Origin of the sequence: Azospirillum sp. B4, assembly GCF_000333275.1 — a bacterium.
Classification (GTDB): domain Bacteria; phylum Pseudomonadota; class Alphaproteobacteria; order Azospirillales; family Azospirillaceae; genus Nitrospirillum.
Genome location: NZ_BACU01000408.1, coordinates 1 through 20,968 on the forward strand (window position 1 = coordinate 1; position 20,968 = coordinate 20,968).

The following is a 20,968-nucleotide window of genomic DNA, read 5'->3' on the forward strand; positions in this document are numbered from 1 at the left end:
GAGCTGATGCTGGCCGACATGGACAGCCTGGAGAAGCGCCTGCCCGCCCTGCAGAAGAAGGCCAAGGGCGGCGACAAGGAATCCAAGATCGTCGCCGACCTGATCGAGCGCGCCCTGGTGGCGCTGCGCGACGGCAAGCCCGCCCGCACGGTCGAGGTGTCGGAGGAGGAGCGCGGCCTGTGGCGCCAGCTGGCGCTGCTGACCGGCAAGCCGGTGCTGTACGTCTGCAATGTCGAGGAGGCTTCGGCCGCCACCGGCAACAGCCTGTCGGCCCAGGTGGCCGAGATGGCCAAGGCCCAGGGTGCCGTATCCGTCGTCATCTCCGCCGCCATCGAGTCCGAGCTGTCGCAGCTGGGGGATGAAGACAAGGCGGAGTACCTGGCCTCCCTGGGGCTGGAGGAGCCGGGCCTGAACCGCCTGATCCGCGCCGGCTACGGCCTGCTGAACCTGCTGACCTTCTTCACCGTCGGCCCGAAGGAAGCCCGCGCCTGGACCGTGCGCCGCGGCGCCAAGGCCCCGGAAGCCGCCGGCGTCATCCACACCGATTTCGAGCGCGGCTTCATCAAGGCCGAGACGGTGGACTTTGACAGCTACATTACCCTGGGCGGCGAAGCCGGCGCCAAGGAAGCCGGCAAGATGCGCATCGAGGGCAAGGAATACCTGGTCCACGACGGCGACATCTTCCACTTCCGGTTTAATGTCTGACCAACAGGATGCCGCCCGTCCGCCCCAAGGGGCGGGCGGCATTCCGGTCAATGCGACAGCTTCGGGTCGAACTCCCTCAGGATCTGGTCATAGTGGGCGTTCGCCGCGTGCGCCTCGATCCGGCTCGCGATGTCCTTGGCCAGCTCCAGCAGGGCGGTCACCCCTTCGGGGCTGCGTCGGGCTTCGATCTGTGCCAGAAGCACCAGCCCCGTGAGCTTGCGCAAGCGCATGTCATGCAGCGACGCGATCTGCAAAGAACGGATGATATCCTCGCCCGCCCGATCGAAATCGCCACCGGTCAACTGGATCTCCCCTTTCAGCGTCAGGACTTCCGCCGTCAGCCGGGGAAGGCCCATGGTTTCGGCATACAGGTCGATCGCCGTCAGTTCATGGCGCAAGCGCTCCATGCCGCGATGCCGGTCATCCTCGCTACGACCGCTGCCACGCAGGCTGTGGAAGGTAATTGAGAGGGCGGTCATCAATGCCGCCTGGCGGATATCCTCATGTCGCCCGTCAAGGGCCAGCCTGACCGCGTCATCGATGGCCTTACGTGCCGCATCGAAACCGGTCTCGTCCCGGTGCAAAGCCGCCAAGTGGCGGGCGAACATGGAGGCCCCCCGGCTGCGCCCCAGGGTTCGCAGGCCATCAATGACCGCCTGGAATTCGCCGACCCCCCGGGCGTCGCCCCGCCAGCGCCCGACCAGGGCGAGGTACCCTCTGGCCAGCAGCCGGGGAACCGGATGTTCCCATTCCCGCGCCGCCAGGCTCTGCATGGCCATGACCGTATCGCTGCTGCGACGCAACGCCCGGCCGGCATCGATGTCCACCGCCGCGCGATTCAGGGCGATCCGGGCCCGGATAGGACCATCTGGTAAAGGCTCAAGGTTCTGTTCGACAAAACGACGGGCTAAATCCAGAGTGAAGGCGGCATCGGCGATGCGGCCCTGGGCATAGCTCAAGACCCCGCATTCATTGAACAGCCAGGCGATATCCTCGGCGTAGAAAGGACGCAGGGCCTGCATCCTTTCTCCCAGCCCAGCCGATAGGGGCAGCCTCTCCACCGCATGGTCCCATGCGACCGCCTTCCGAATGATCCACCGGACCAGTTGCCGGTGGCCTTCGAAAAAGCCGACCTGTGACTCTCTGGGCAGCTCGTTGGCGTGGCGATCATCAAATCGGGCAATGACCGCAACGGAATAGATCGACCGCAAAATGCCCAACGCCGCCCGCAGCTTGCGCGCGCGCCGGGCCAATAGCGCCTCCTCCTTATCCGCAGGAACCGGTTCAGCCGAATTCAGCAGAACCTCATCGTCGCTCTGCGGACGGCTGTAGAGTGGGAAGTCGATGAGGCCGGCCACCGTCAGCCTGAGGTCCCGATGGGCGTCGGGTTCCAACGTCGGCAGCTCATTGGGCTGGGTGGCGTACAAGCTGATCGTGTACTGGTCGGCATAGGGGTATTCGACGAAGGGCGCCCCCAGCGATCGGAAGAAGTGACGCTGAACCAAGCGATGAAGGCTATAACGGTTGGGTGAGCTGTTCACCCGGAAAATCAGGCAGCGGAGATGCAGAATCTCCAGCAATGCCTCCAGCGCCGCCAGGACCGCCGCATCGTCCTTCACCGCACCAGTAGGCAGGGACATGGCCCCCATCAGCTTTTCCCGCAACAGCGGGCAGTCGGCCAGGACCTGGCTGGTCACCGGCTGACCGATGACCGCCAGATGCCAGAGGATGGACCGTTGCGCCTCCAGCGCCTTGATCCCCGATTTGACTTCGCCCACGGCGAGCTTAAGCGCGGAACGACCATCAGGCCACGGCAGCCCCCGCTCATGCCGGCGGCGCAAGCGCTTGAGGGCATGTTCGATCACCATGTCATCCCGGCTGCGGTCCCCCGGCATGTTAAGATCGGCCAGCACCCGGTCGAGATAGCGTATCAGCCTGTCCAGTGCCTGTTCGCAATAATCCCAGGTTTGTGTCTTACCCGTTCCCGCACCTTCTCCCTCAAACCCCTCAAGAAAATGTTCCGACATACTCGCCAAAAGAACAGAAAGGGCGAAACGGCCACGCCCTACGGAATTATAAATTTCCTGGAAACGCTGATCAACTTGATTGCTGATATTTTTAAGATCTCCAGCATCTATATCAATATTTATTTTATATTCAGCCATTTAAGGCTCACATTTATGTCAAAACTACCTGCCTTCATTTTTGAATTCTGTTAATACCTTACTAACGGCATCAGGGCTCTCGGCGAGAATCAGCACATAGGCCAGCATGGTGATCAGGTCGGGGATAAGCGACTTGGGCAGCGGATCATAGTCCGCCATGCCCACCAGCTTTTCGACGGCCCGCCGGACGCGCCATTCGAACGCGATGGATAGGAAGTCCACGGCAGGTCCATCTTTTCCGGCGGCGATCTTCGCCAGCCCACCCACCGATCGTGATACCAGGGACAAGGCCAGCATCAGGGTCGTTGCGGGGAAGAAGGCGAACCCCACCAGACAGGCGCGCGCCTCCCGCAGCACATGCACCCCGACAAGGTCGCGCATGACCTTTCCATCCGCGACGGCCCCTTCCTTCACCTCTGGCCCCAATGTTTCGGAGTCTTCCTTCGCCACCTCCAGTCCCGCCGCTTTCAGCCGGGCTTGGACATCGGTCTTGCTGTCGACGTCCATGCCCTCGCGGGGCATGTGCACGATGCTCGTTTGATCCGACAGCTCCGGTGGCCAAGCTTTGGCCGCACCTTTGCCTTTACGGAAAAAGCAGGGCACGTTCACTTCCGCCGCCACCAGAACAAAATCCACCGGGGCTTTGGCCAGATCCTCGCCCCACAGCAGCCCAAATATCTTCCGGATCTGGCCGTTCTTGGGGGCCCCCTCCGCATCGAACAGGTTGCTGACCCCGTTTATGACGATGAGGATGCGCTCATCACCCGGCACATCCGACCGGGACAGCATCGACCCCACATACTCCAGACGCCCAATGCGATCATTCTTCAGCTTTCCAATGGACTGCTTGATGACCTTGCATTGTTCCGCATTCTGTCGGAACAGGTGCACCACGAAGTCCGACAGCCGCTCGATCAAGCCATCCAGCACCGACCCCAACTCGGAAGAGAAAATGAGGCTGCAAAAGATGACTTGCTGCCAATGGCCTGGGCCCTTTCCCTCCATCCGTCTCCACAGGACGGACAAGGCGCCCTTATCCATCTTGTTCTCCAAGCTGGAGACGAAATGGCCCTTGCCCACGCCTCGTCGCGCCAGCAGCAGCAGGACGCGGCGCCCCCGAACCTGCCGCATCACCCGTGTCCAGGGCTTGAGCGCTCCGGCAAATGCGTTGAAGGTCTGTGACGGGGCGCCTCTGTAGAAGCGGCTGAACTGTCGCGCCCGATGATCGCCGTGATCGCGGGATGAGGGCAGGACGGTAGAGTGGCGGCACCAGAGTTCAAGGCCGGCCTGCTTCTCGAGCGCGGCGTTCGGTGGAACCTGGACCAGGTCCGACCATTTGACGGCACGTGACCGCGGCGCCTCCCGCCAATTCATATGCCAATCGTCCCGCCCCCACCGCACCCGGTACAGGCAAGCGCACAGAAAGGCAGAAGTCAGGGCGTCGCCCGCGCCCAGCAGGGCCGTCAGGTACGCCTGGACTATAGGATGGACGTGCCGCAATTCAGCGAAGAACGTCCCGGCGGGCTCGGCGGTCGGCGCCTCCGGGACCTGATCGGCCAACCGCCGCATGAAGGTGATGGACGCGTTGAGAAGCTTGATCTCCAGACCGATCTCGAGCTTCTCGGTGGTGGTATGGTTAAGGACGATACCCTCCAAGCGGACCGGCATCGCCAACAAGCCGTCACCGCCGGTGGTATCGATAAAGGCCGGGTCCAGTTCGCCCAACCGGTGAATGCCCGCCTCAACGTCGGCCTTGGCGTTGGCGACGCTACGGATGAAACTATCCTGCACCATATGCAGTCGCTTCATCTTATCGGGTGAACCGCGGCTCTCTTGAGGATCCATGGCGACCATGTCCTTGACGAAGGCGGACAGGCAGACCTCGATCGACCGCTTGATCCCCAGCACCTGCCGCAACCACGGATGGCTCTTGCCATCATCCGCGATCCGGGCCGTTCTGTCTTCCATCGACGCCTGGCCGAAGTGGATGACCTCCACCCCATAGCGCTGACGCAGGATGATGCGTTCGCGCTGCGTCCGGCTGTCCTCCAGATCCGGCATAAGGGCGATGGCAAGCCGCTCCGTTTCATCATTCTCCCCCATGAATTCCCGCATCGGGCGCAGCACGTCGTCCTCACCCATGCCCAACCCGATGAAAAGGATGGGATTCGCTGACAGGCCCAACCGCAGCGCATTGTTGGCGGAGCGACGTTCCGCCCCCAGACGCACGTATTTCCGGTGATAGTCGTCGTCCACGATGGTCATGGCCGCCGGCGTGTCGGCTTGGCCATGCAGATGCATGACCTCCGCCGACGGCCCCTTTTCCCGACCGCGGTCACGACAGGAAAAGGCAATCAGATCGGCTGAGCGACCAGGCGTGAAATCCATGGCGTTGGCCGTCGGATCACCCGCCTGCCCCCTGGCCGACGAATCGCCACGCTTCCACGTTCGTTGAAGGCGATAGCCAAGCTCCTCCAACATCATTTCGATTTCGAGATCATAGTTGGTAGTGAGGAATCGAGTGATGCGCAGGCGGTCGAGGATCAACGACAAGGGATCGCGGGAAAACGGCACCCGCTGATGGCGGGATAACCGCTCCTTCACGCAGTATCCCTTGGGCCTTCCGATCAAGTTATTCCACGCGTCCTGCCGCTTGTCGTAAGGCACCGCCCGCAGCAGAGCCCCAAAAATGAACCGCCGAATGGGCAGCAGCGGTTGATGGGATAAATCTCCGGGGTTGGCGTGCTCCGCCTCCCCTTCGGCGTAGTTCAAGAGATCGGTCAGCGCACCCGCAAGGAAGCCACCGGTGACAGTGATGGCTTGGTAAGCCGGCACTTCTCCCTTCACGATACGCACCAGCTTGCCCAGCAGCCTGTTGGTGAGATGGTGAGCCACCCGATCCTGGGAGACTTCCTCCGGATACGATTTGAACAGTTGATCGACGGCTTTTTCCAAACCCTGCCGGGCATCTTCCTTGCGGTTCCAACTGTCAGCCAAAGCGTCTGTCAGCAAGCTGCGCGCATGGCCCAGATCATCACGGACCAATTGTGCCGTTGTTCGCCGAAGATCGAAGCCATCCTCCCAGTCATCCGGTTGGCTGCTCCGCTCGATGATCTGCTTTAACTCATCCACGATCCGCTCGCACAATTGATAAATCGTGGGCAGGATCTGTGTGTCCGAAACAATTCCACGCCGTATGGCAATCTTGTCGAGATTCTCTCTCAAGACCTCCAGGGTATGGGACTGTTTGACTTCCGCTTTTTCTTCATATTTCTGCCATAGCCAATCAACGTGCTTCTGCGCAGCATAAATTAGATCCTGCCAACTGATGCGCCCATAAGCCATGGACACGCCTGATCCAACAAAGGCGACAGCGCGGCCCGTGTCCAATGCTCGGCTGAGCAAGGCGGAAACATAGCCATCATGGTTGTGGCCACTGATCGGATAGGGCCAATGTCTGGAGACTTCGTCGACCGACATTGGCCCGCCCCTTCAGCATTATTGTTATAGAGATCCGGGGGCCGAGCCGCCGCCGCCTCGACCTCACGGCACACATTCTAGGGTTGTTTCATATATTATACAATATCGCACAGAGGGAGTGCCACCTCGTCAAAAGGGCCATTAGGTGCGCCGCTCTTGCCTCTCCTCTCCTTGATCAGCGCTCGCTGTCCAGCGAGGCCATGCCATGGGCGGCATAACGGTCGCCGGCGGCAGCATTCTTGGGTACGACGCGTTCGATGATGGCAAGGTCGTCGGGTGACAGCGTGACGTCGAGCGCGCCCAGCGCCTCCGCCAGCCGGTCGCGACGGCGGGCGCCAATCAGGGGGATGATATCCGGCCCCTGGGCCAGCACCCAGGCGATGGCGATCTGGGCTACGCTGACGCCTTTTTCATCGGCCACGCGGCGCAGTTCCTCCACCAGGGCCAGGTTATGGTCCAGGTTCTGCCCCTGGAAGCGGGGGCTGTGGGCGCGGAAGTCGGCGCCCTGCCCTTGGCCCCTTGTCCAATGGCCGCTGATCAGGCCGCGCGAGAGCACGCCATAGGCGGTGATGGCGATGCCCAGGTCGCGGCACGTGGCCAGGATGTCGCGCTCGATGCCGCGCGAGATCAGGGAATATTCGATCTGCAAATCGACGATGGGATGCACCGCCGCCGCCCGGCGCAGCGTCCCCGATCCAACCTCCGACAGGCCGATATGGCGGACGTAGCCAGCCTTCACCATGTCGGCGATGGCGCCCACCGTGTCCTCAATGGGCACGTTGGGATCCAGGCGGGCCGGACGGTAGACATCGATATGATCCACCCGCAAGCGCCGCAGGGTATAGGACAGCGCGGTTTTAACCGCGGAGGGGCGGCCGTCGAAACCGATCCAATTGCCGGCCGGGTCGCGCTGGGCGCCGAATTTCACGCTGATCTGCACATCGTCGCGCTTGTGGCCGTGAGTGAAGGCCGGATCGGACAGGAAGTCACCGATCAGCATCTCGTTGTGGCCCATGCCGTAGAAGTCGCCGGTGTCCAGCAGCACGACACCGGCATCGGCCGCCGCGCGCAGGGTGGCGAGGCTCTCCGCCCGATCGCTGGGCCCATACATATCGGACATGCCCATGCAGCCTAGGCCGAGGGCGGAAGTGGTGGGGCCGGTGGCGCCCAAGCTACGGTGCAGCATCGCTTTTTCCTTAATGGAAGGACGGGTGGCGCCGCCGCGCGGCGGCGGGTGGAGCAGACTATGCCGCCGAGCTGACCGCGTGATAATCTGGGCAATCGTCACTGTACTGTTCGATCAATCGAACAATGGACCCGCGATGCCCACCCCCAACTTGGCGGACCTGGACCTGTTCCTGGCCGTCGCCCGCCACCGCAGTTTCCGCCGCGCCGCCAAGGAACGGGGCGTGGCGCCCAGCACCCTCAGCCTGGCGCTGAAGCGGCTGGAGGAGGATTTGGGCGTGCGGCTGCTGAACCGCACGACACGCAGCGTCACGCCGACGGCGGCGGGCCAGCGCCTGGTGGCGCGGCTGGCGCCGGTGTTCTCCGAGGTCGCGGAATCGCTGGATGAGGTGAACAATTTCCGCGACACGCCCACCGGCCCCCTGCGCCTGAACGTGCCGGGCGTCGTCTCCTGGCTGATCCTGGCCCCCCTGATCCCCCGCTTCCTGACAGCATATCCCGGCATCACGCTGGAGGTGATCGAGAACAACGCCTTCATCGACGTCTTCGCCCAGGGCTTCGACGCTGGCATCCGGTATGGCGAGGCCCTGGCCCAGGACGTGGTGGCGGTACCCATCAGTCCGCCGCAACGCTACGTGCTGGCGGCGGCGCCGGACCTGATCGCCCGCGAGGGTATGCCCCAGCATCCGCGCGACCTGATCGGCCGGCCCTGCATCCGCCATCGTTTCGCCGACAGCGCCGTGCAGCCTTGGGAGTTTGAGCGGGGTGCGGAGGTGGTGCGGGTGATGCCCGACGGCCCCCTGGTGGGGAACAGCGCCCATATCGCCATCAGCGCGGCGGAAGCGGGCCTGGGCTGGTTTTGCACCTTCGAGGGATTCCTGGCCCCGTCACTGGCGGCCGGGCGGCTGGTGCCGGCGTTGCAGGACTGGCTGCCCCCCTTCCCCGGCCCCTACCTCTACTATCCCAGCCGGCGGCACGTGCCTGCCCCGTTGCGGGCGTTCATCGACTTCATGAGGGACAATCACGCGGCGGAGATGGGGGCGCGGTAGCGCGCCGGTGTCACGCCCAGCCGGCGGCGGAACGCGCTGATGAAGGCGCTGGTGCTGTCATAGCCCGCCTCCAGCCCGGCCTGCGTCACGGACAGGCCGGTACCCAACAGGCTGGCGGCGTGCAGCAGGCGTAATTGCTGCCGCCATTCGCCGAAACGCAGGCCCGTCTCCTCCTTGAACAGGCGCTGCAGCGTACGGGCGCTGGCGCCAACGGCGGCACCCAGCGTTTCCAGATCCGCCCCGTCCGCCGGGTCATGCCGCAGACGCTCGGCCAGCGCCAGGGCGCGGCGGTCGCGCGGCCAGACAAGGGACAAGGGCAACCGCTCGGCCGCATGCAGCCGGTCCATCAGCACCCCGGCCAGCCGCGCCTGGTCCATCCGGTCGGCGCGCAGCATGCCCACGGCCACGATATGCAGGATCAGTTCGCGCAGAAGCGGCGCCACGCCCAGCACCTGGCAGGCGGCCGGCAGGGCGTCGAATTCGGCGATCAGGGCCGGGGCGATGTAGAGGGTGCGCATGGCGACCCCTCCCCGCATCTCCACCGCATGCGGCGCGCCGGGCGGCAGCCATACCGCCTGGGCCGGGGGCACCAGCCAGGCGACCCCGTCCGCCACCACCCGCATGACGCCGCGCGCGGCATACAGCAGTTGGCCCCAGTCATGCCGGTGCGCGTGCAGCCGGTGGCCGTCCTGGAAGGTCAGGGCCAGGCTGCGGATGAGGAAAGGATCGGCCATCTTGGCGCTTTCACGACAAAGATCGTCATCCTAGCGCAAGACGGCCATAGGTGGATGCGTCATCATCACGCCATTCCCCAACAGCCGGAGGCTTCCATGGCCAACCACCTGCGCTTCTTCGCCATCCATGCCGAGGATGTGGAGCGCGCCAAGGCGTTCTATGAGGCGGTGTTCGACTGGCGCATCACGCCCTGGGGTCCGCCCGGCTTCTATCTGATCCAGACCGGAGCGGAGGGGGAGCGGGCCGTGGGCGGCGCCCTGCAGCAGCGGCACGAGCCGGTGACCGGCACGGGCATGAAGGGCTTTGAATGCACTGTGGGCGTGGATGACCTGGACGCCATCATGGCCAAGGTGACGGCCCAGGGCGGCACCATCGCGATGCCGCCCTACACCATCGATGGCGTGGGCCGCCTGATCTATCTGGAGGATACGGAAGGTAACCGGGTCGGCGCCATGCAATACGACCCGGCCTACGCCGCCGCGTTCTTCTGACACCTCACCAGCTGCTGTTATCGCTGCTGCTGCCGCTGTCGAAGCTGCTGGACGAAGAACCACCGTCCGAGGACCCGCCCCAGCCATCGCTGGACGAACTGCCGGAGTCGAAGCTGGGGTCGGGCCGGCGCTCGGTCTCATAGACCCGGTTTTCCGTGACGTTGTTCACCACCGTCTCATGGATCACGGTGTCATGGTGATGGCCGCCGGACATCAGTTCCCCGACGACCATGCCGGTCAGGAAGCCGGAGCCGCTGTTGTCCTGGACCACCACCGGGGCATATCCGGGCTGGGCATAGACCGGCGCGCCTGGCTGGGGGTAGGGCGGCGGCGCCGAGCCGGCGGCCGGGCGATAGCCGCCGCCATAAGCCGGACGGCTGCGGCGGAACACCATGAAGATGGCCAGGGCCGCCAGCAACAGTCCGCCCACCACCAGGATGGTGGTCATGCCGCCATCGTCGGCGGCCTTGGGTGGTGGGGCCGGCGGATGGGACACCGTCTGCGCGGCGACCGGCGCGGCGGCGGGCTTGGGTGGCGGAACAGGGTCCGCCGCCGGCTTCAGGAAGGACTGTTCGCGCGTCAGATGTTGCTGGAAGGTCTCCGGGCTGTGCGCGAAATGCAAGGTGGGGTCGATCTTGCGGGCCAGTTCCAGCTCGCCCACGGCGTCCTGGTGCCGGCCCTCCATGCCCAGCACCTCCCCCAACTCATAATGGGCGCGGGCACTGTCGCCATGCTCCCGAATGGCGTCGCGCAGCATGTGTTCGGCCGCCGGCAGGTCGCCAGCGTCCACCGCCTTCTTCACCTGCTCCGGCGTCGCCGCCGCCCAGGCCGGGACGCTTGTCCCCAACATCAGCCCCAGACCGACACCCATTAAAATTCCGTTCAAGGCCAATGCCTTGGTGTACTTGCTCATCTCATGCTCCCCGCGATGGGTCCGGTGGAACCCGCCGATGGGGATGGTAAGGGCGATGGCCGATTCATCACAGGACCACTTTGAAATGGGCCCGCCAGCGGGATGGCCTGCGACCGTCCGCCGCACCCCGTAGAGCGGATCGCGGAAAAGCGGAATCGCTTTGAAGCGTGAATCCGCTCGCTGAACAAAGATTTAGAGCCGGGCGCGTTTCCGGTTAAACGCGCTCGGCTCTATATCAGAAACCGGCCCCCGGCTGGTTCAGGTAGTCCAGCTCCGCCACCGTGCTGGTGCGGCCCAACACCGCGTTGCGGTGGGGGAAGCGGCCGAAGCGGCGGATGACCTCGCGGTGGCGCTCGGCATAGTCCAGGTGCTGGCCGGGCCCGATGCGCTCCCCCACCAGGGCGACGCAGCAGTCCTGCAGCACGATCTCCTCCGCATGTTCGAACGGCAGGTAGAAGAACAGCCGCCGCTCCACCGGCTGTTCCAGGTCCTGCGCCCGCGCCACGGCGCGGCTGGCCAGCGCCTGCGCCCGCGTATCGGTGGCGAAGGCCAAGGCGTCATCGCGGAACAGGTTGCGCGGCACCTGATCCAGCAGGATCAGCAGGGCCAGCGCACCGTCCGACGTCTCCGCCCAGGCGTCCAGCGCCCCTTCCGCCGCCGCGTGGTAGGCGCCGGCCAGACGGTCCCGCACGCGGGCGTCCACCGCCGGCCCGCCACCGAACCAATCGCCCGGCGTCAGGTCCTCAAACCAGAAGGCCAAGACTTCCGCCGCCGTCAGCACACCCATACCATCCATTCCTTTTCGGTACCGCCTGCGCGAACGGATCAAACAGGAAGGGCGCCCCGGTCATCCCGGAGCGCCCCTTTTTAATCCCGCAAGGGATGACCCGCTTAGTGCTGGTCCGCCCACACGGCGCGCTTGGCGGCGTAGAGGATGCCGGCCAGCACGATCAGGAAGATCATGACCTTCAGGCCCATCTGGTGACGGGCTTCCAGGTTGGGCTCGGCGGCCCAGGCCAGGAAGGTGGCCACGTCCTTGGCCTGCTGCTCCACCGTGGCCTTGGTGCCGTCGGCGTAGGTCACGCCACCGTCCGACAGGGGCGGCGGCATGGCGATGACATGGCCGGGGAAGGCCTTGTTGTAGTTGCCGCCCGACGGCACGGTGAAGCCGGCCGGCGCCTCCTCGAAGCCCGTCAGCAGGGCGACGATGTAATCCTCCCCCCCCTTGCGCGCCTTCACGATCAGCGACAGGTCCGGCGGGGCCTTGCCGCCGTTGGCGGCGGCGGCGGCCTTCTCATTGGGGAACGGGGCCTTGAACCGGTCGGCCGGCACGCCCTTGCGGGTGAACATCTCACCCTCGTCGTTGGGCCCGTCGGTCATGTCGTAGCCGGCGGCGATAGCGGTGATCTCCGCCTCGTTGTACCCCAGCGCGCCGAGGTTGCGGTACGACAACAGGTTCATGGAATGGCAGGCGGAGCAGACTTCCTTGTAGACCTGGAAGCCGCGCTGCAGCGCCTTGCGGTCGAAGGTGCCGAAGATGTTGCTGAAACCGCGGGTGACGCCCCCGTGGCTCCACTCATTCTTCGGATACTCCATCTCTTCGCTGGCGACCGCAGGGGCGGCCGCAGCGACGGCGACGAGACCGGCGAGGATCAGGGACCGAAGACGGCGCATCAGGCTTTCTCCATCGGCTTGGCGGCGGCGCCGGCGGACGAGGCCCCGCCACCCAGGACGGGCTTGGCGATGCTGGCCGGCAGCGGCAGGGGCTTCTCGATCAGGCCGACGAACGGCAGCGACAGGAAGAAGCCGAAGTAGACGAGAGTGGCGAGCTGGCCGATGTAGACCAGTGGGATTTCCAGGCCGCCGAGGTGCCAGGCGGCATCGGCCGTCTGGGCGCCGACGTACATCAGCAGGAAGAAGGCCACCAGGAAGGCCAGGATGCCCTTCTTGAAGATGGGGCGGAACCGGGCGCTGCGCACCGGCGAGGTGTCCAGCCAGGGCAGGATGAACAGGATGGCGATGGAGCCGAACATGGCGATGACGCCGCCCAGCTTGGCCTCGATCAGCTTCAGCCCGGTGAAGGGGATGGAGATGTCGAAGGTGATGGAGCGCAGGATCGCGTAGTAGGGCAGGAAGTACCACTCCGGCACGATGTGCGGCGGGGTCACCATCGGGTTCGCCTGGATGTAGTTGTCCGGCTCACCAAAGAAGTTGGGGGCGTAGAAGACGAAGGCGGCGAAGATGGCCAGGTACACCACCGTGCCGAAGCTGTCCTTCACCGTGTAATAGGGGTGGAAGGGCAGCGTGTCCTGCGGGCCCTTGGGCTCAACCCCCAGCGGGTTGTTGGACCCGGTGACGTGCAGGGCCGCGACGTGCAGGAACACGACGGCGGCGATGACGAAGGGCAGCAGGTAGTGCAGGGCGAAGAAGCGGTTCAGTGTCGGGTTGTCGACGGAGAAGCCACCCCACAGCAGGGTCACGATGTCCTGGCCCACCAGCGGCAGGGCCGAGAACAGGTTGGTGATGACGGTCGCGCCCCAGAAGCTCATCTGGCCCCACGGCAACACATAGCCCATGAAGGCCGTGGCCATCATCAGCAGGAAGATCACCACGCCGATCATCCACAGCAGCTCACGCGGCTTCTTGTANGAACCGTAGTAAAGGCCGCGGAAGATGTGGATATAAACGGCGATGAAGAAGAACGACGCGCCGTTCATGTGGATGTAGCGGATCAACCAGCCGAAGTTCACGTCGCGCATGATGCGCTCGACGGAGTTGAAGGCCAGGTTGGTGTTGGGCGTGTAGTGCATCGCCAGCACGATGCCGGAGACGATCATCGTCACCAGCATGATCATGGCGATGGCGCCGAAGTTCCAGAAGTAGTGAAAATTACGCGGGGTGGGAAACACCCCGTATTCCTTCTGGATCATGGTGAAGATCGGCAGCCGCTGGTCGAGCCAGTTGACCACCGGATTCTTGAAAGAAGACGAAGGGCCGTGAGCCATATCTCGCTCCCTGGGGGTCCGGCTTAGCCGATACGGATCGAAGTGTCGGTCTTGAACGCGTAGCTGGGCACTTCCAGGTTACGCGGTGCTGGACCCTTGCGGATGCGGCCGGATGTGTCGTAGACCGAACCATGGCAGGGGCAGAACCATCCGCCGTACTCGCCACGCGGGTCGGAATTCTTCTGGCCCAGCGGGATGCAGCCCAGGTGGGTGCAGATGCCGACGACCACCAGCCATTCCGGCTTCTTGGCGCGGTCGGCGTCCGTCTGCGGGTCGCGCAGTTCGGACACGTTGACGTCGGTGGCGGACTTGATTTCCTCGGGCGTGCGATGACGGATGAAGACCGGCTTGCCGCGCCAGGTGACGGTGATGGACTGACCCACCTGCACCGGCGCCAGATCGACATCCGTGCTGGCCAGCGCCAGGGTGTCGGCCGCGGGATTCAGGCTGTCGATGAAAGGCCACACCGTGACAGCGGCGCCGACGGCGCCGGTCGCGGCGGCGGCCAGGTATATGAAGTCGCGGCGGGAAGGATCTCCGCCGCCATGAGAGCCGCTCCCCGGCCCGTGCCCGGCCGTTTGGGTCGTGTCCGCCATACCAAGCTTCTCCTCGAAGTCAGGGGGCACCTGAAAACGCCCCGGCGCCCCGCCTCACAAGGGTTTCCCAATGTTCTTATAACCTTACCCGAGCGGACCAGCCGTGCACGGGCCCAAAGCGAATAAGGTTGACGGCCGGTGTCTTGCCCGGTCGCGGTAAATCCATATACATGCGCCCTAGAGCCTTGGGAAGCGTATGAATGCAGCGGCGACGCTATTCTTAGCTGCACCGGCGAAAGGTTTTGCGGCTGAAGAGCTAGACTTTCCAACACCTTACTGGACTACTTTCACGTGCGCATCGCTCTCTACCAACCCGACATCCCCCAGAACGCCGGAACCTTGATGCGCCTTGGCGCCTGCCTGAATGTGGGCATCGACATCATCGAGCCGTGTGGATTCGTTTTGGACGACAGACGCCTGCGCCGGTCGGGCATGGACTACCTGGAAGGGGTGGATCTGGTGCGCCACACGTCCTGGGCCGCGTTCGAGACGCGTCGGCGGGCGAACGGTCAATCCCAGGTCGACGCAGGGCAGTCCCCCGGTCCGCAGGGTGCGTCCATCCCCCGCCTGCTGGTGCTGACCACCCGCGCCACGGTGTGCTACACCGATTTCGTCTTCCAGCCGGACGATATCCTGCTGCTGGGCCGGGAATCGGCCGGCGTGCCGGAGGAGGTTCACGCCGCCGCCGACGCGCGCCTCGCCATCCCCTTGCGCCCGGGCTTGCGCTCCCTCAACGTCGCCCTGGCTGCCGCCATGGTGGTGGGCGAGGCGGTCCGCCAGCTGGACGCCTGGCCCCGTTGACCTGTCCCCTGTTCCCCGTCCTGATGTTTCCTTCCCCGGCTGACGCCTTCTGGAACCCCGATCGATGACCGACCTGCCCTTGTCCATCAATCTGCTGCCGTCAGACGCGCCGGAGGGCGAGGAGCGCAAGGCCCGGGCATCCGCCTGGTTCCAGGACCTGCGCGACCGCATCTGCGCCGCGTTCGAGGCCATCGAGGATGAAGCGGCCGACCTGCCCGCCTATGGCGGCGGCGGCCCCGGCCGGTTCGAGCGCAAGGCCTGGAGCCGATCCACCGAAACCGGCCCGGATGCCGATGGCGAGACCAAAGGCGGCGGCGGCGTCATGTCGCTGATGCGCGGCCGGGTGTTCGAGAAGGTGGGCGTCAACATCTCCACCGTCCATGGCACCTTCTCCGAGGAGTTCCGCACCCAGATCCCCGGGGCGGCGGCCACCGGCCGCTTCTGGGCCAGCGGCATCAGCCTGGTGGCGCACATGCGCTCCCCCCTCATTCCGGCCGTGCACATGAACACCCGCCACCTGGTGACGGAGGAGTCCTGGTTCGGCGGTGGTGCCGACCTGACGCCCATGTTCCTGGACAGCGCGGAAACGGCGGAGGATTCGGCCACCTTCCACGCCGCGCTGAAGGCCGCCTGCGACACCCATGGGGCCGACTATTACGCCCGCTTCAAGGAGTGGTGCGACCGCTATTTCTTCCTGCCCCACCGCAACGAACCGCGCGGCGCCGGCGGAATCTTCTACGACCGCCACGCCACCGGCGACTGGGAAGCGGATTTCGCCTTCACCCGGGCGGTGGGCCAGGCCTTCCTGGATGTCTATCCCCTGATCGTGCGGCGCCGCCTGGGTCTGCCCTGGACCGATGCGCAACGGCAGCACCAGCTGGTGCGGCGCGGCCGCTATGTCGAGTTCAACCTGCTGCACGACCGGGGCACCCTGTTCGGCCTGAAAACCGGCGGCAACATCGAGGCCATCCTGATGAGCCTGCCGCCCGAGGTGAAGTGGCCCTGAGCCCACGCCCGCCGAGCCCGAAAAAGTACCCCCCTTCCCCCTTGGGCGCTTGGCAACCCCGCCCCCTTTAGGGCAGGTTGACCCTGGGCTGACGGGACTTTCCCCAGGCGCGGCGGTTGTCGGGCATCCCGTTTCGGTGTGTCGATGGGATGGCGGGTGGGGAGTAGAGGGCGCTTATGACTAGTTCCAGGACCGTCGGTGTCATTGGCGCCGGGCCCGCAGGTTTGACCGCCGCTTACGACCTGGCCCGCCAGGGCGTCCAGGTCGAGGTTTTCGAGGCCGGCGCCAAGGTTGGCGGCATGGCCGGCAGCTTCCCCCTCTGGGGCCAGATGGTGGATTACGGGCCCCACCGCTTCTTCAGCACGGACGACCGGGTCAACCGCGTCTGGCGCGAGGTCATCGGCGATGAGTACGACATGGTCGACCGCCTGACCCGCATCTACTATCGCCGCACCTTCTTCGACTATCCGCTGAAGGCCCTGAACGCGCTGAAAGGCCTGGGCCTGGTGGAAGCCTTCCGCTGCGTGGGCAGCTATGGCTGGCAACGCCTGTTCCCGGACAAGGACGAAAGCACCTTCGAAGGCTGGGTCAGCAACCGCTTCGGCAAGCGGCTGTTCAGCATCTTCTTCAAGTCGTATAGCGAAAAGCTATGGGGCATTTCCTGCCGGGACCTGGATGCCGACTTCGCCGCCCAGCGCATCAAGCGCTTCTCCCTGTCGGAGGCGATCAAGACCGCCCTGCTGGGCGCCCGCACGGTCAGGCACAAGACCCTGGTGGACCAGTTCGCCTATCCCGTGGGCGGCAGCGGCGACCTGTACGACACGATGGCCCGGCGGCTGCGGGACGCGGGCGGACGGCTGCACTTGTCAACGCCGGTGCGGCGTGTGACGTTCGATGCGGACGGGCGGCCGCGTATCGAGCTGCCCTCGGGCGAGGTCCGCCCCTTCGACCATGTCATCTCATCCATGCCGCTGACCGCCCTGGTGGCCGGACTGAACCCGCCCGCAGAGGTGGCTGCCTGCGCGGCGCGGCTGCGCTACCGCAATACCATCCTGGCCTATCTGGAGATCGAGGGCACGGGCCTGTTCCCCGACCAGTGGATCTACGTCCACTCCCCCGACCTGAGGACCGGCCGCATCACCAATTTCCGCAACTGGGTCCCCAGCCTGTGCGGCAAGTCGCCCAATTCCATCGTCTGTCTGGAATACTGGTGCAACGACGATGACGCGCTGTGGTCGACGGCCGATGGCGACATCGCGGCCCTGGCCCGCCGGGAAATGGCGGCCACCGGCCTGACCGGGGGTGCCCCCATCCTGAACGCCCACATCGTGCGGGTGGGCAAGAGCTATCCCGTCTATGGCCACGGATACCGCCAGAACCTGGCCCCGGTGGAGGCCTTCCTGTCCGGCTTCCCGCGGCTGCACGCCATCGGCCGTTACGGCGCCTTCAAATACAACAACCAGGACCACAGCATCCTGATGGGCGTACTGGCGGCCGAGAACATCATGGCCGCGACCGAAGGCGCCGCGCCCCGCCACGACCTGTGGCTGGTCAACACCGACACCGACTATCAAGAGGCCGCGCGGGTCACCGACACCGGCCTGGAAAAGACGACGGGCTGACAGTCGCTACCGCCGGCAGTCCGCTTCCCAGACCCCAAAGCATTCCGGTCCCCATGTCCGCGCTGTCCCACACCACCGCCGTCCCCCCCGTCCTCGTCACCGGCGGGGCGGGCTATATCGGCAGCCACGCCTGCAAGGCCCTGTCCCGCGCGGGGTATCTGCCCGTCACTTACGACAATCTTCAGACCGGCCATGCCGACGCGGTGCGCTGGGGCCCTTTGGTGCGGGGTGATATCCGGGACACCGGTGCCCTGGCCCAGGCCTTCCGGGACCACCGGCCGGTCGCGGTCATGCATTTCGCGGCGTCGGCCTATGTCGCGGATTCCTTCGCCGACCCCGCCGCCTATTACGACAACAACGTCATCGGATCGCTGCGCCTGCTGGACGCCATGCGGGCGGCCGGCGTGGACGCCATGGTCTTTTCCAGCAGCTGCGCCATCTATGGCCCGGTGGACCTCCTGCCTGTCACCGAAGGGGCACCGCAACGGCCCATCAGCCCCTATGGCCGGACGAAGCTGATGGTGGAACAGATGCTGGAGGATTACGGCCAGGCCTATGGCCTGCGCTCGGTGGCCTTGCGCTATTTCAACGCCGCCGGCGCCGACCCGGATGGCGAGATTGGGGAGTGGCACGACCCCGAGCCGCACCTGCTGCCCCGCGCCCTGATGGTGGCCCAGGGCCGCCTGCCCCACCTGGGCATCAACGGCGACGACTACGAGACGCCGGACGGCACCTGCCTGCGCGACTTCGTCCACGTCAGCGACCTGGCCCGCGGCCATGTGCTGGCCCTGGAGCATCTGCTGCGCGGCGGCACCTCGCTACGCCTGAACCTGGGCACCGGCCGCGCCACCTCGATCCGCGACCTGGTGCGGGCGGTGGAACGGGTATCCGGCCGCCCCGTGCCCTGCCTGGTGTCGCCCCGGCGGGCCGGTGACCCGCCCGCCATCTACGCCGCACCGGACAAGGCCCGCGCCATCCTGGGCTTCACCACCGAGTATGACGACATCGACGCCATCGCCGCCACCGCCTGGCGCTTCCTGCTGGGCACCGAGGCGGCGGGCGACCGCCCCACCCAAGATGGGCCCGCCGGGGACCAGCCCGCCCAGGACCAGCCCGAATGATCGCCTTGGCCCAGATCCTCAATCGGCCACTGCCCGGCGGTCGGTTCTATCCGCTGCTGCCCCCGCTGTTCATGGCGCTGGTGGCGGCCGGCCTCTGGCATCACCCACTGTGGTTCGATGAACTGCAGAACTGGCGCATCATCCTGGACAGCCCAACGCTGCCGGCGCTGTATGGCAACCTGCGCCATGAGGGCCACCCCTCCCTCTGGTACCTGCTGCTTTGGCCGCTACAGTGGATCAGCGTCAAGCCGGCGATGATCAAGCTGGCGCATTGGCTGGTGGTGTCCGCCGCCATCGGCGTCATCGGCTATCTCTCCCCCCTGGCCAAGCGCGACCGCGTGCTGATCATGGCCAGCTATTTCATGCTGTACCAATGGGCATTGATCTCGCGGAATTACGCCGTCGGCATGCTGCTGGCCTTCGTGTACGCTTGGCTGGAATGTGCGCATCCCCAGCGGCGCCTGTTGATCTATCTCACCCTGGGCCTGCTGGCCAACTGCTCGGCGTTCGCGCTGCTGCTGTCGGGGGTGCTGGCCGGCACGCGGGCGCTGCGGGCCTGGCACGCGACCTCGCTGATCACCGCCCTGCGACGGGAAGCGGCGGGCTTGGCCCTCTATACCGCCTTCATCGCCGGCTTCTTGTGGACCGTCCGCCCCCCGGATGACTTGGCTTTCGCCGGCTTCGGCGACTACCGGCCCATATCCCATGGCCTGGACGGGGCCTTCGCCGTCTTCCGCCGCCTGACCTTCGACCGCACCTACAAGTTCAACGACGAATACTTCCTGGGCAAGGGCATCACCAGCCAATGGGGCCGGTGGGTGGATGGCTTCCTGGCGGTCCTGGCCGCGACCCTGTTCTCCCTGGCGCCATTCGTGGTGCTGATGCGCGACCGCGCCATGTTGGCTCTCTACAGCCTGAATTTCCTGGCCGCCTTCCTGTTCTGCTTCGCCGTCTTCCAGGAACCGGAATACCGCCATGTCGGCGTCCTGTGGCTGGGCTTCGTCGTCTGCTTCTGGCTGTACCGCCACCGCGGCGGCGCCCCCACCCTGCTGGCCACGCTCTACTGCGGCGTCTGGGCGCTGTGGGGCGCCTACAGTTACCTGGGCGAATTCCGCCGCCCCTTCTCCAACTCCGAACAGATGGCCCATTGGATTCAGGATCACGGCCTGTCCGACGCCTACTGGATCTCCTACCGCGACGAGGCTGGGGTGGTGCTGTCGACCGTGCTGGGCATCTCGACATATTCCCCGACCTGCCAGTGCACCCTGACCCATGTGACCTGGAATCGCCGCCGGAACCCCAACCTGCCAACGGAAAAGATCGGCCCCATGCTGCTGCCCACCCTGCGCCAGCACCCCGTGTCCTACCTGGTGGCGGAGAACGGCCAGGGGATGGACGGCCTGGCACACGGCTTGACCGAAGCGGGCATCGGCTACGAGCTGCTGCAACGCTTCACCGGCGCACACTACGGCAACTACGATCTGTACCGCCTGACCCTCGACTCTCCGCCCAACTGAGCATCCCAAGAAAGAGGCCCCGGGACGCTGATCCCGGGGCCCGATAAAAAGAGCCGGTCGACGGAAGGGGAAAGGAGGCCGCCATTCCGCCCGTCACGCCACACGACTAGCGCGCCGCCGACCGGCTGGTCGGTGCCCTTTGGTAGGAGGAAGCAAGCTCCGCATCGCCGCTTCCCCAGGCACCGATAGAGGTTGATGTAACTCGACTTGAAAGATCAGGGCGCCTTGCCGGCCGACGGACCGGCGTCCCTCGCCTTGTCCAGCAAGGGCTTGAAGGCGGCGGTCAGGTCCACGTCGGCCCGATCCACCTTCTGGTCACCGTTCTTGTCGTGGAAGCCGTACATGCGCCAGCCGGACGCCATGAACTCCTCCCGCGACATCTTCTGGTCGCCGTCCAGGTCGATGGCGACGAAGCGGATGTGGGTCTGCTTCAGTTGCTGCGCCTTGCGGTCGGCCGGCACAGTTTCCTTTGGCCAGCGGGCCTCGAACTCCGCCGTGTATTCCGCCTCGCTCACCCAGCCATCGCCGTTGGTGTCCAGCGCCTTGAACTGCTGGTCGCGCACCGCCTGGTATTCCT

General features: G+C 65.4%; 18 protein-coding genes. 8 read left to right on the forward strand and 10 right to left on the reverse strand.

Annotation, left to right across the window (positions count from 1 at the left end; genetic code table 11):
• Window positions 1-705: redox-regulated ATPase YchF (locus I55_RS18085; RefSeq protein ID WP_044561979.1), on the forward strand; the 705-nt coding region annotated here is incomplete at its 5' end.
• A 47-nt stretch (window positions 706-752) separates the two neighbouring features.
• Here I55_RS18085 and I55_RS18090 read toward each other — a convergent pair.
• The 3 genes from I55_RS18090 to I55_RS18105 all read right to left on the reverse strand — a co-directional run bounded on the left by I55_RS18090 (window position 753) and on the right by I55_RS18105 (window position 7,536).
• A complete protein-coding gene (locus I55_RS18090) occupies window positions 753-2,870 on the reverse strand; it encodes a hypothetical protein (RefSeq protein ID WP_148293817.1) in 2,118 nt (705 codons plus the stop codon).
• Window positions 2,871-2,894: 24 nt separating this feature from the next.
• Complete coding sequence (locus I55_RS18095; RefSeq protein ID WP_083901215.1) at window positions 2,895-6,350, reverse strand: SIR2 family protein; 3,456 nt, start codon at window positions 6,348-6,350, stop codon at window positions 2,895-2,897.
• Window positions 6,351-6,525: 175 nt separating this feature from the next.
• Complete coding sequence (locus tag I55_RS18105) at window positions 6,526-7,536, reverse strand: aldo/keto reductase (RefSeq protein ID WP_044561983.1); 1,011 nt, start codon at window positions 7,534-7,536, stop codon at window positions 6,526-6,528.
• Window positions 7,537-7,672: 136 nt separating this feature from the next.
• On the opposite strand from I55_RS18105, the gene I55_RS18110 reads away from it, so the two are divergent.
• Window positions 7,673-8,584 carry a LysR family transcriptional regulator gene (locus tag I55_RS18110; protein ID WP_044561984.1) on the forward strand — a complete coding sequence of 304 codons (912 nt, stop codon included), beginning with the start codon at window positions 7,673-7,675 and terminating at the stop codon, window positions 8,582-8,584.
• On the opposite strand, the gene I55_RS18115 is transcribed toward I55_RS18110, so the two are convergent.
• Window positions 8,557-9,318, reverse strand: coding sequence for a helix-turn-helix transcriptional regulator (locus tag I55_RS18115; RefSeq protein WP_049974248.1), 762 nt, complete (start codon window positions 9,316-9,318; stop codon window positions 8,557-8,559). The two genes, I55_RS18110 and I55_RS18115, sit on opposite strands and share 28 nt — an antisense overlap.
• Window positions 9,319-9,414: 96 nt before the next feature.
• Between I55_RS18115 and I55_RS18120 the strand changes: the two genes are divergently transcribed.
• Complete coding sequence (locus I55_RS18120) at window positions 9,415-9,810, forward strand: VOC family protein (protein ID WP_044561985.1); 396 nt, start codon at window positions 9,415-9,417, stop codon at window positions 9,808-9,810.
• A gap of 4 nt (window positions 9,811-9,814) precedes the next feature.
• Here the strand turns inward: I55_RS18120 and I55_RS33210 are convergent, their stop codons facing one another.
• The 5 genes from I55_RS33210 to petA all read right to left on the reverse strand — a co-directional run bounded on the left by I55_RS33210 (window position 9,815) and on the right by petA (window position 14,324).
• Window positions 9,815-10,723 carry a tetratricopeptide repeat protein gene (locus I55_RS33210; RefSeq protein ID WP_148293818.1) on the reverse strand — a complete coding sequence of 303 codons (909 nt, stop codon included), beginning with the start codon at window positions 10,721-10,723 and terminating at the stop codon, window positions 9,815-9,817.
• A 235-nt stretch (window positions 10,724-10,958) separates the two neighbouring features.
• Window positions 10,959-11,510: a DUF924 family protein gene (locus I55_RS18130; RefSeq protein WP_044561986.1), complete on the reverse strand. Its 552-nt coding sequence runs from the start codon at window positions 11,508-11,510 to the stop codon at window positions 10,959-10,961.
• Window positions 11,511-11,614: 104 nt separating this feature from the next.
• Window positions 11,615-12,397 (reverse strand): cytochrome c1, encoded by a 783-nt coding sequence (locus I55_RS18135; RefSeq protein ID WP_199902637.1) that lies wholly within the window; start codon window positions 12,395-12,397, stop codon window positions 11,615-11,617.
• Window positions 12,397-13,728, reverse strand: coding sequence for a cytochrome b/b6 (locus I55_RS18140; protein WP_044561987.1), 1,332 nt, complete (start codon window positions 13,726-13,728; stop codon window positions 12,397-12,399). The genes I55_RS18135 and I55_RS18140 overlap by 1 nt, the downstream gene beginning before the upstream one ends.
• Window positions 13,729-13,751: 23 nt before the next feature.
• A complete protein-coding gene (gene petA, locus I55_RS18145; protein ID WP_044561988.1) occupies window positions 13,752-14,324 on the reverse strand; it encodes a ubiquinol-cytochrome c reductase iron-sulfur subunit in 573 nt (190 codons plus the stop codon).
• Between the two features lie 291 nt (window positions 14,325-14,615).
• Here petA and I55_RS18150 point away from each other — a divergent pair, with 291 nt between their 5' ends.
• From I55_RS18150 to I55_RS18170, 5 genes are all read left to right on the forward strand, one after another.
• Window positions 14,616-15,125 carry a tRNA (cytidine(34)-2'-O)-methyltransferase gene (locus I55_RS18150; RefSeq protein WP_083901217.1) on the forward strand — a complete coding sequence of 170 codons (510 nt, stop codon included), beginning with the start codon at window positions 14,616-14,618 and terminating at the stop codon, window positions 15,123-15,125.
• A gap of 64 nt (window positions 15,126-15,189) precedes the next feature.
• Complete coding sequence (gene hemF / locus I55_RS18155; protein WP_199902638.1) at window positions 15,190-16,131, forward strand: oxygen-dependent coproporphyrinogen oxidase; 942 nt, start codon at window positions 15,190-15,192, stop codon at window positions 16,129-16,131.
• 176 nt (window positions 16,132-16,307) lie between these two features.
• The gene (locus tag I55_RS18160; RefSeq protein ID WP_044561989.1) at window positions 16,308-17,753 is read left to right on the forward strand and encodes an FAD-dependent oxidoreductase; all 1,446 of its coding nucleotides are present in this window, start codon (window positions 16,308-16,310) and stop codon (window positions 17,751-17,753) included.
• A 53-nt stretch (window positions 17,754-17,806) separates the two neighbouring features.
• On the forward strand, window positions 17,807-18,874 hold the full coding sequence (gene galE, locus I55_RS18165; protein WP_044561990.1) for a UDP-glucose 4-epimerase GalE: 1,068 nt from the start codon (window positions 17,807-17,809) through the stop codon (window positions 18,872-18,874).
• On the forward strand, window positions 18,871-20,391 hold the full coding sequence (locus I55_RS18170; protein WP_044561991.1) for a hypothetical protein: 1,521 nt from the start codon (window positions 18,871-18,873) through the stop codon (window positions 20,389-20,391). Before galE ends, I55_RS18170 begins: the two co-directional genes overlap by 4 nt.
• 215 nt (window positions 20,392-20,606) lie before the next feature.
• Here I55_RS18170 and I55_RS18175 read toward each other — a convergent pair.
• A partial coding sequence (locus tag I55_RS18175; RefSeq protein ID WP_044561992.1) for an EF-hand domain-containing protein occupies window positions 20,607-20,968 on the reverse strand: 362 nt, incomplete at its 5' end.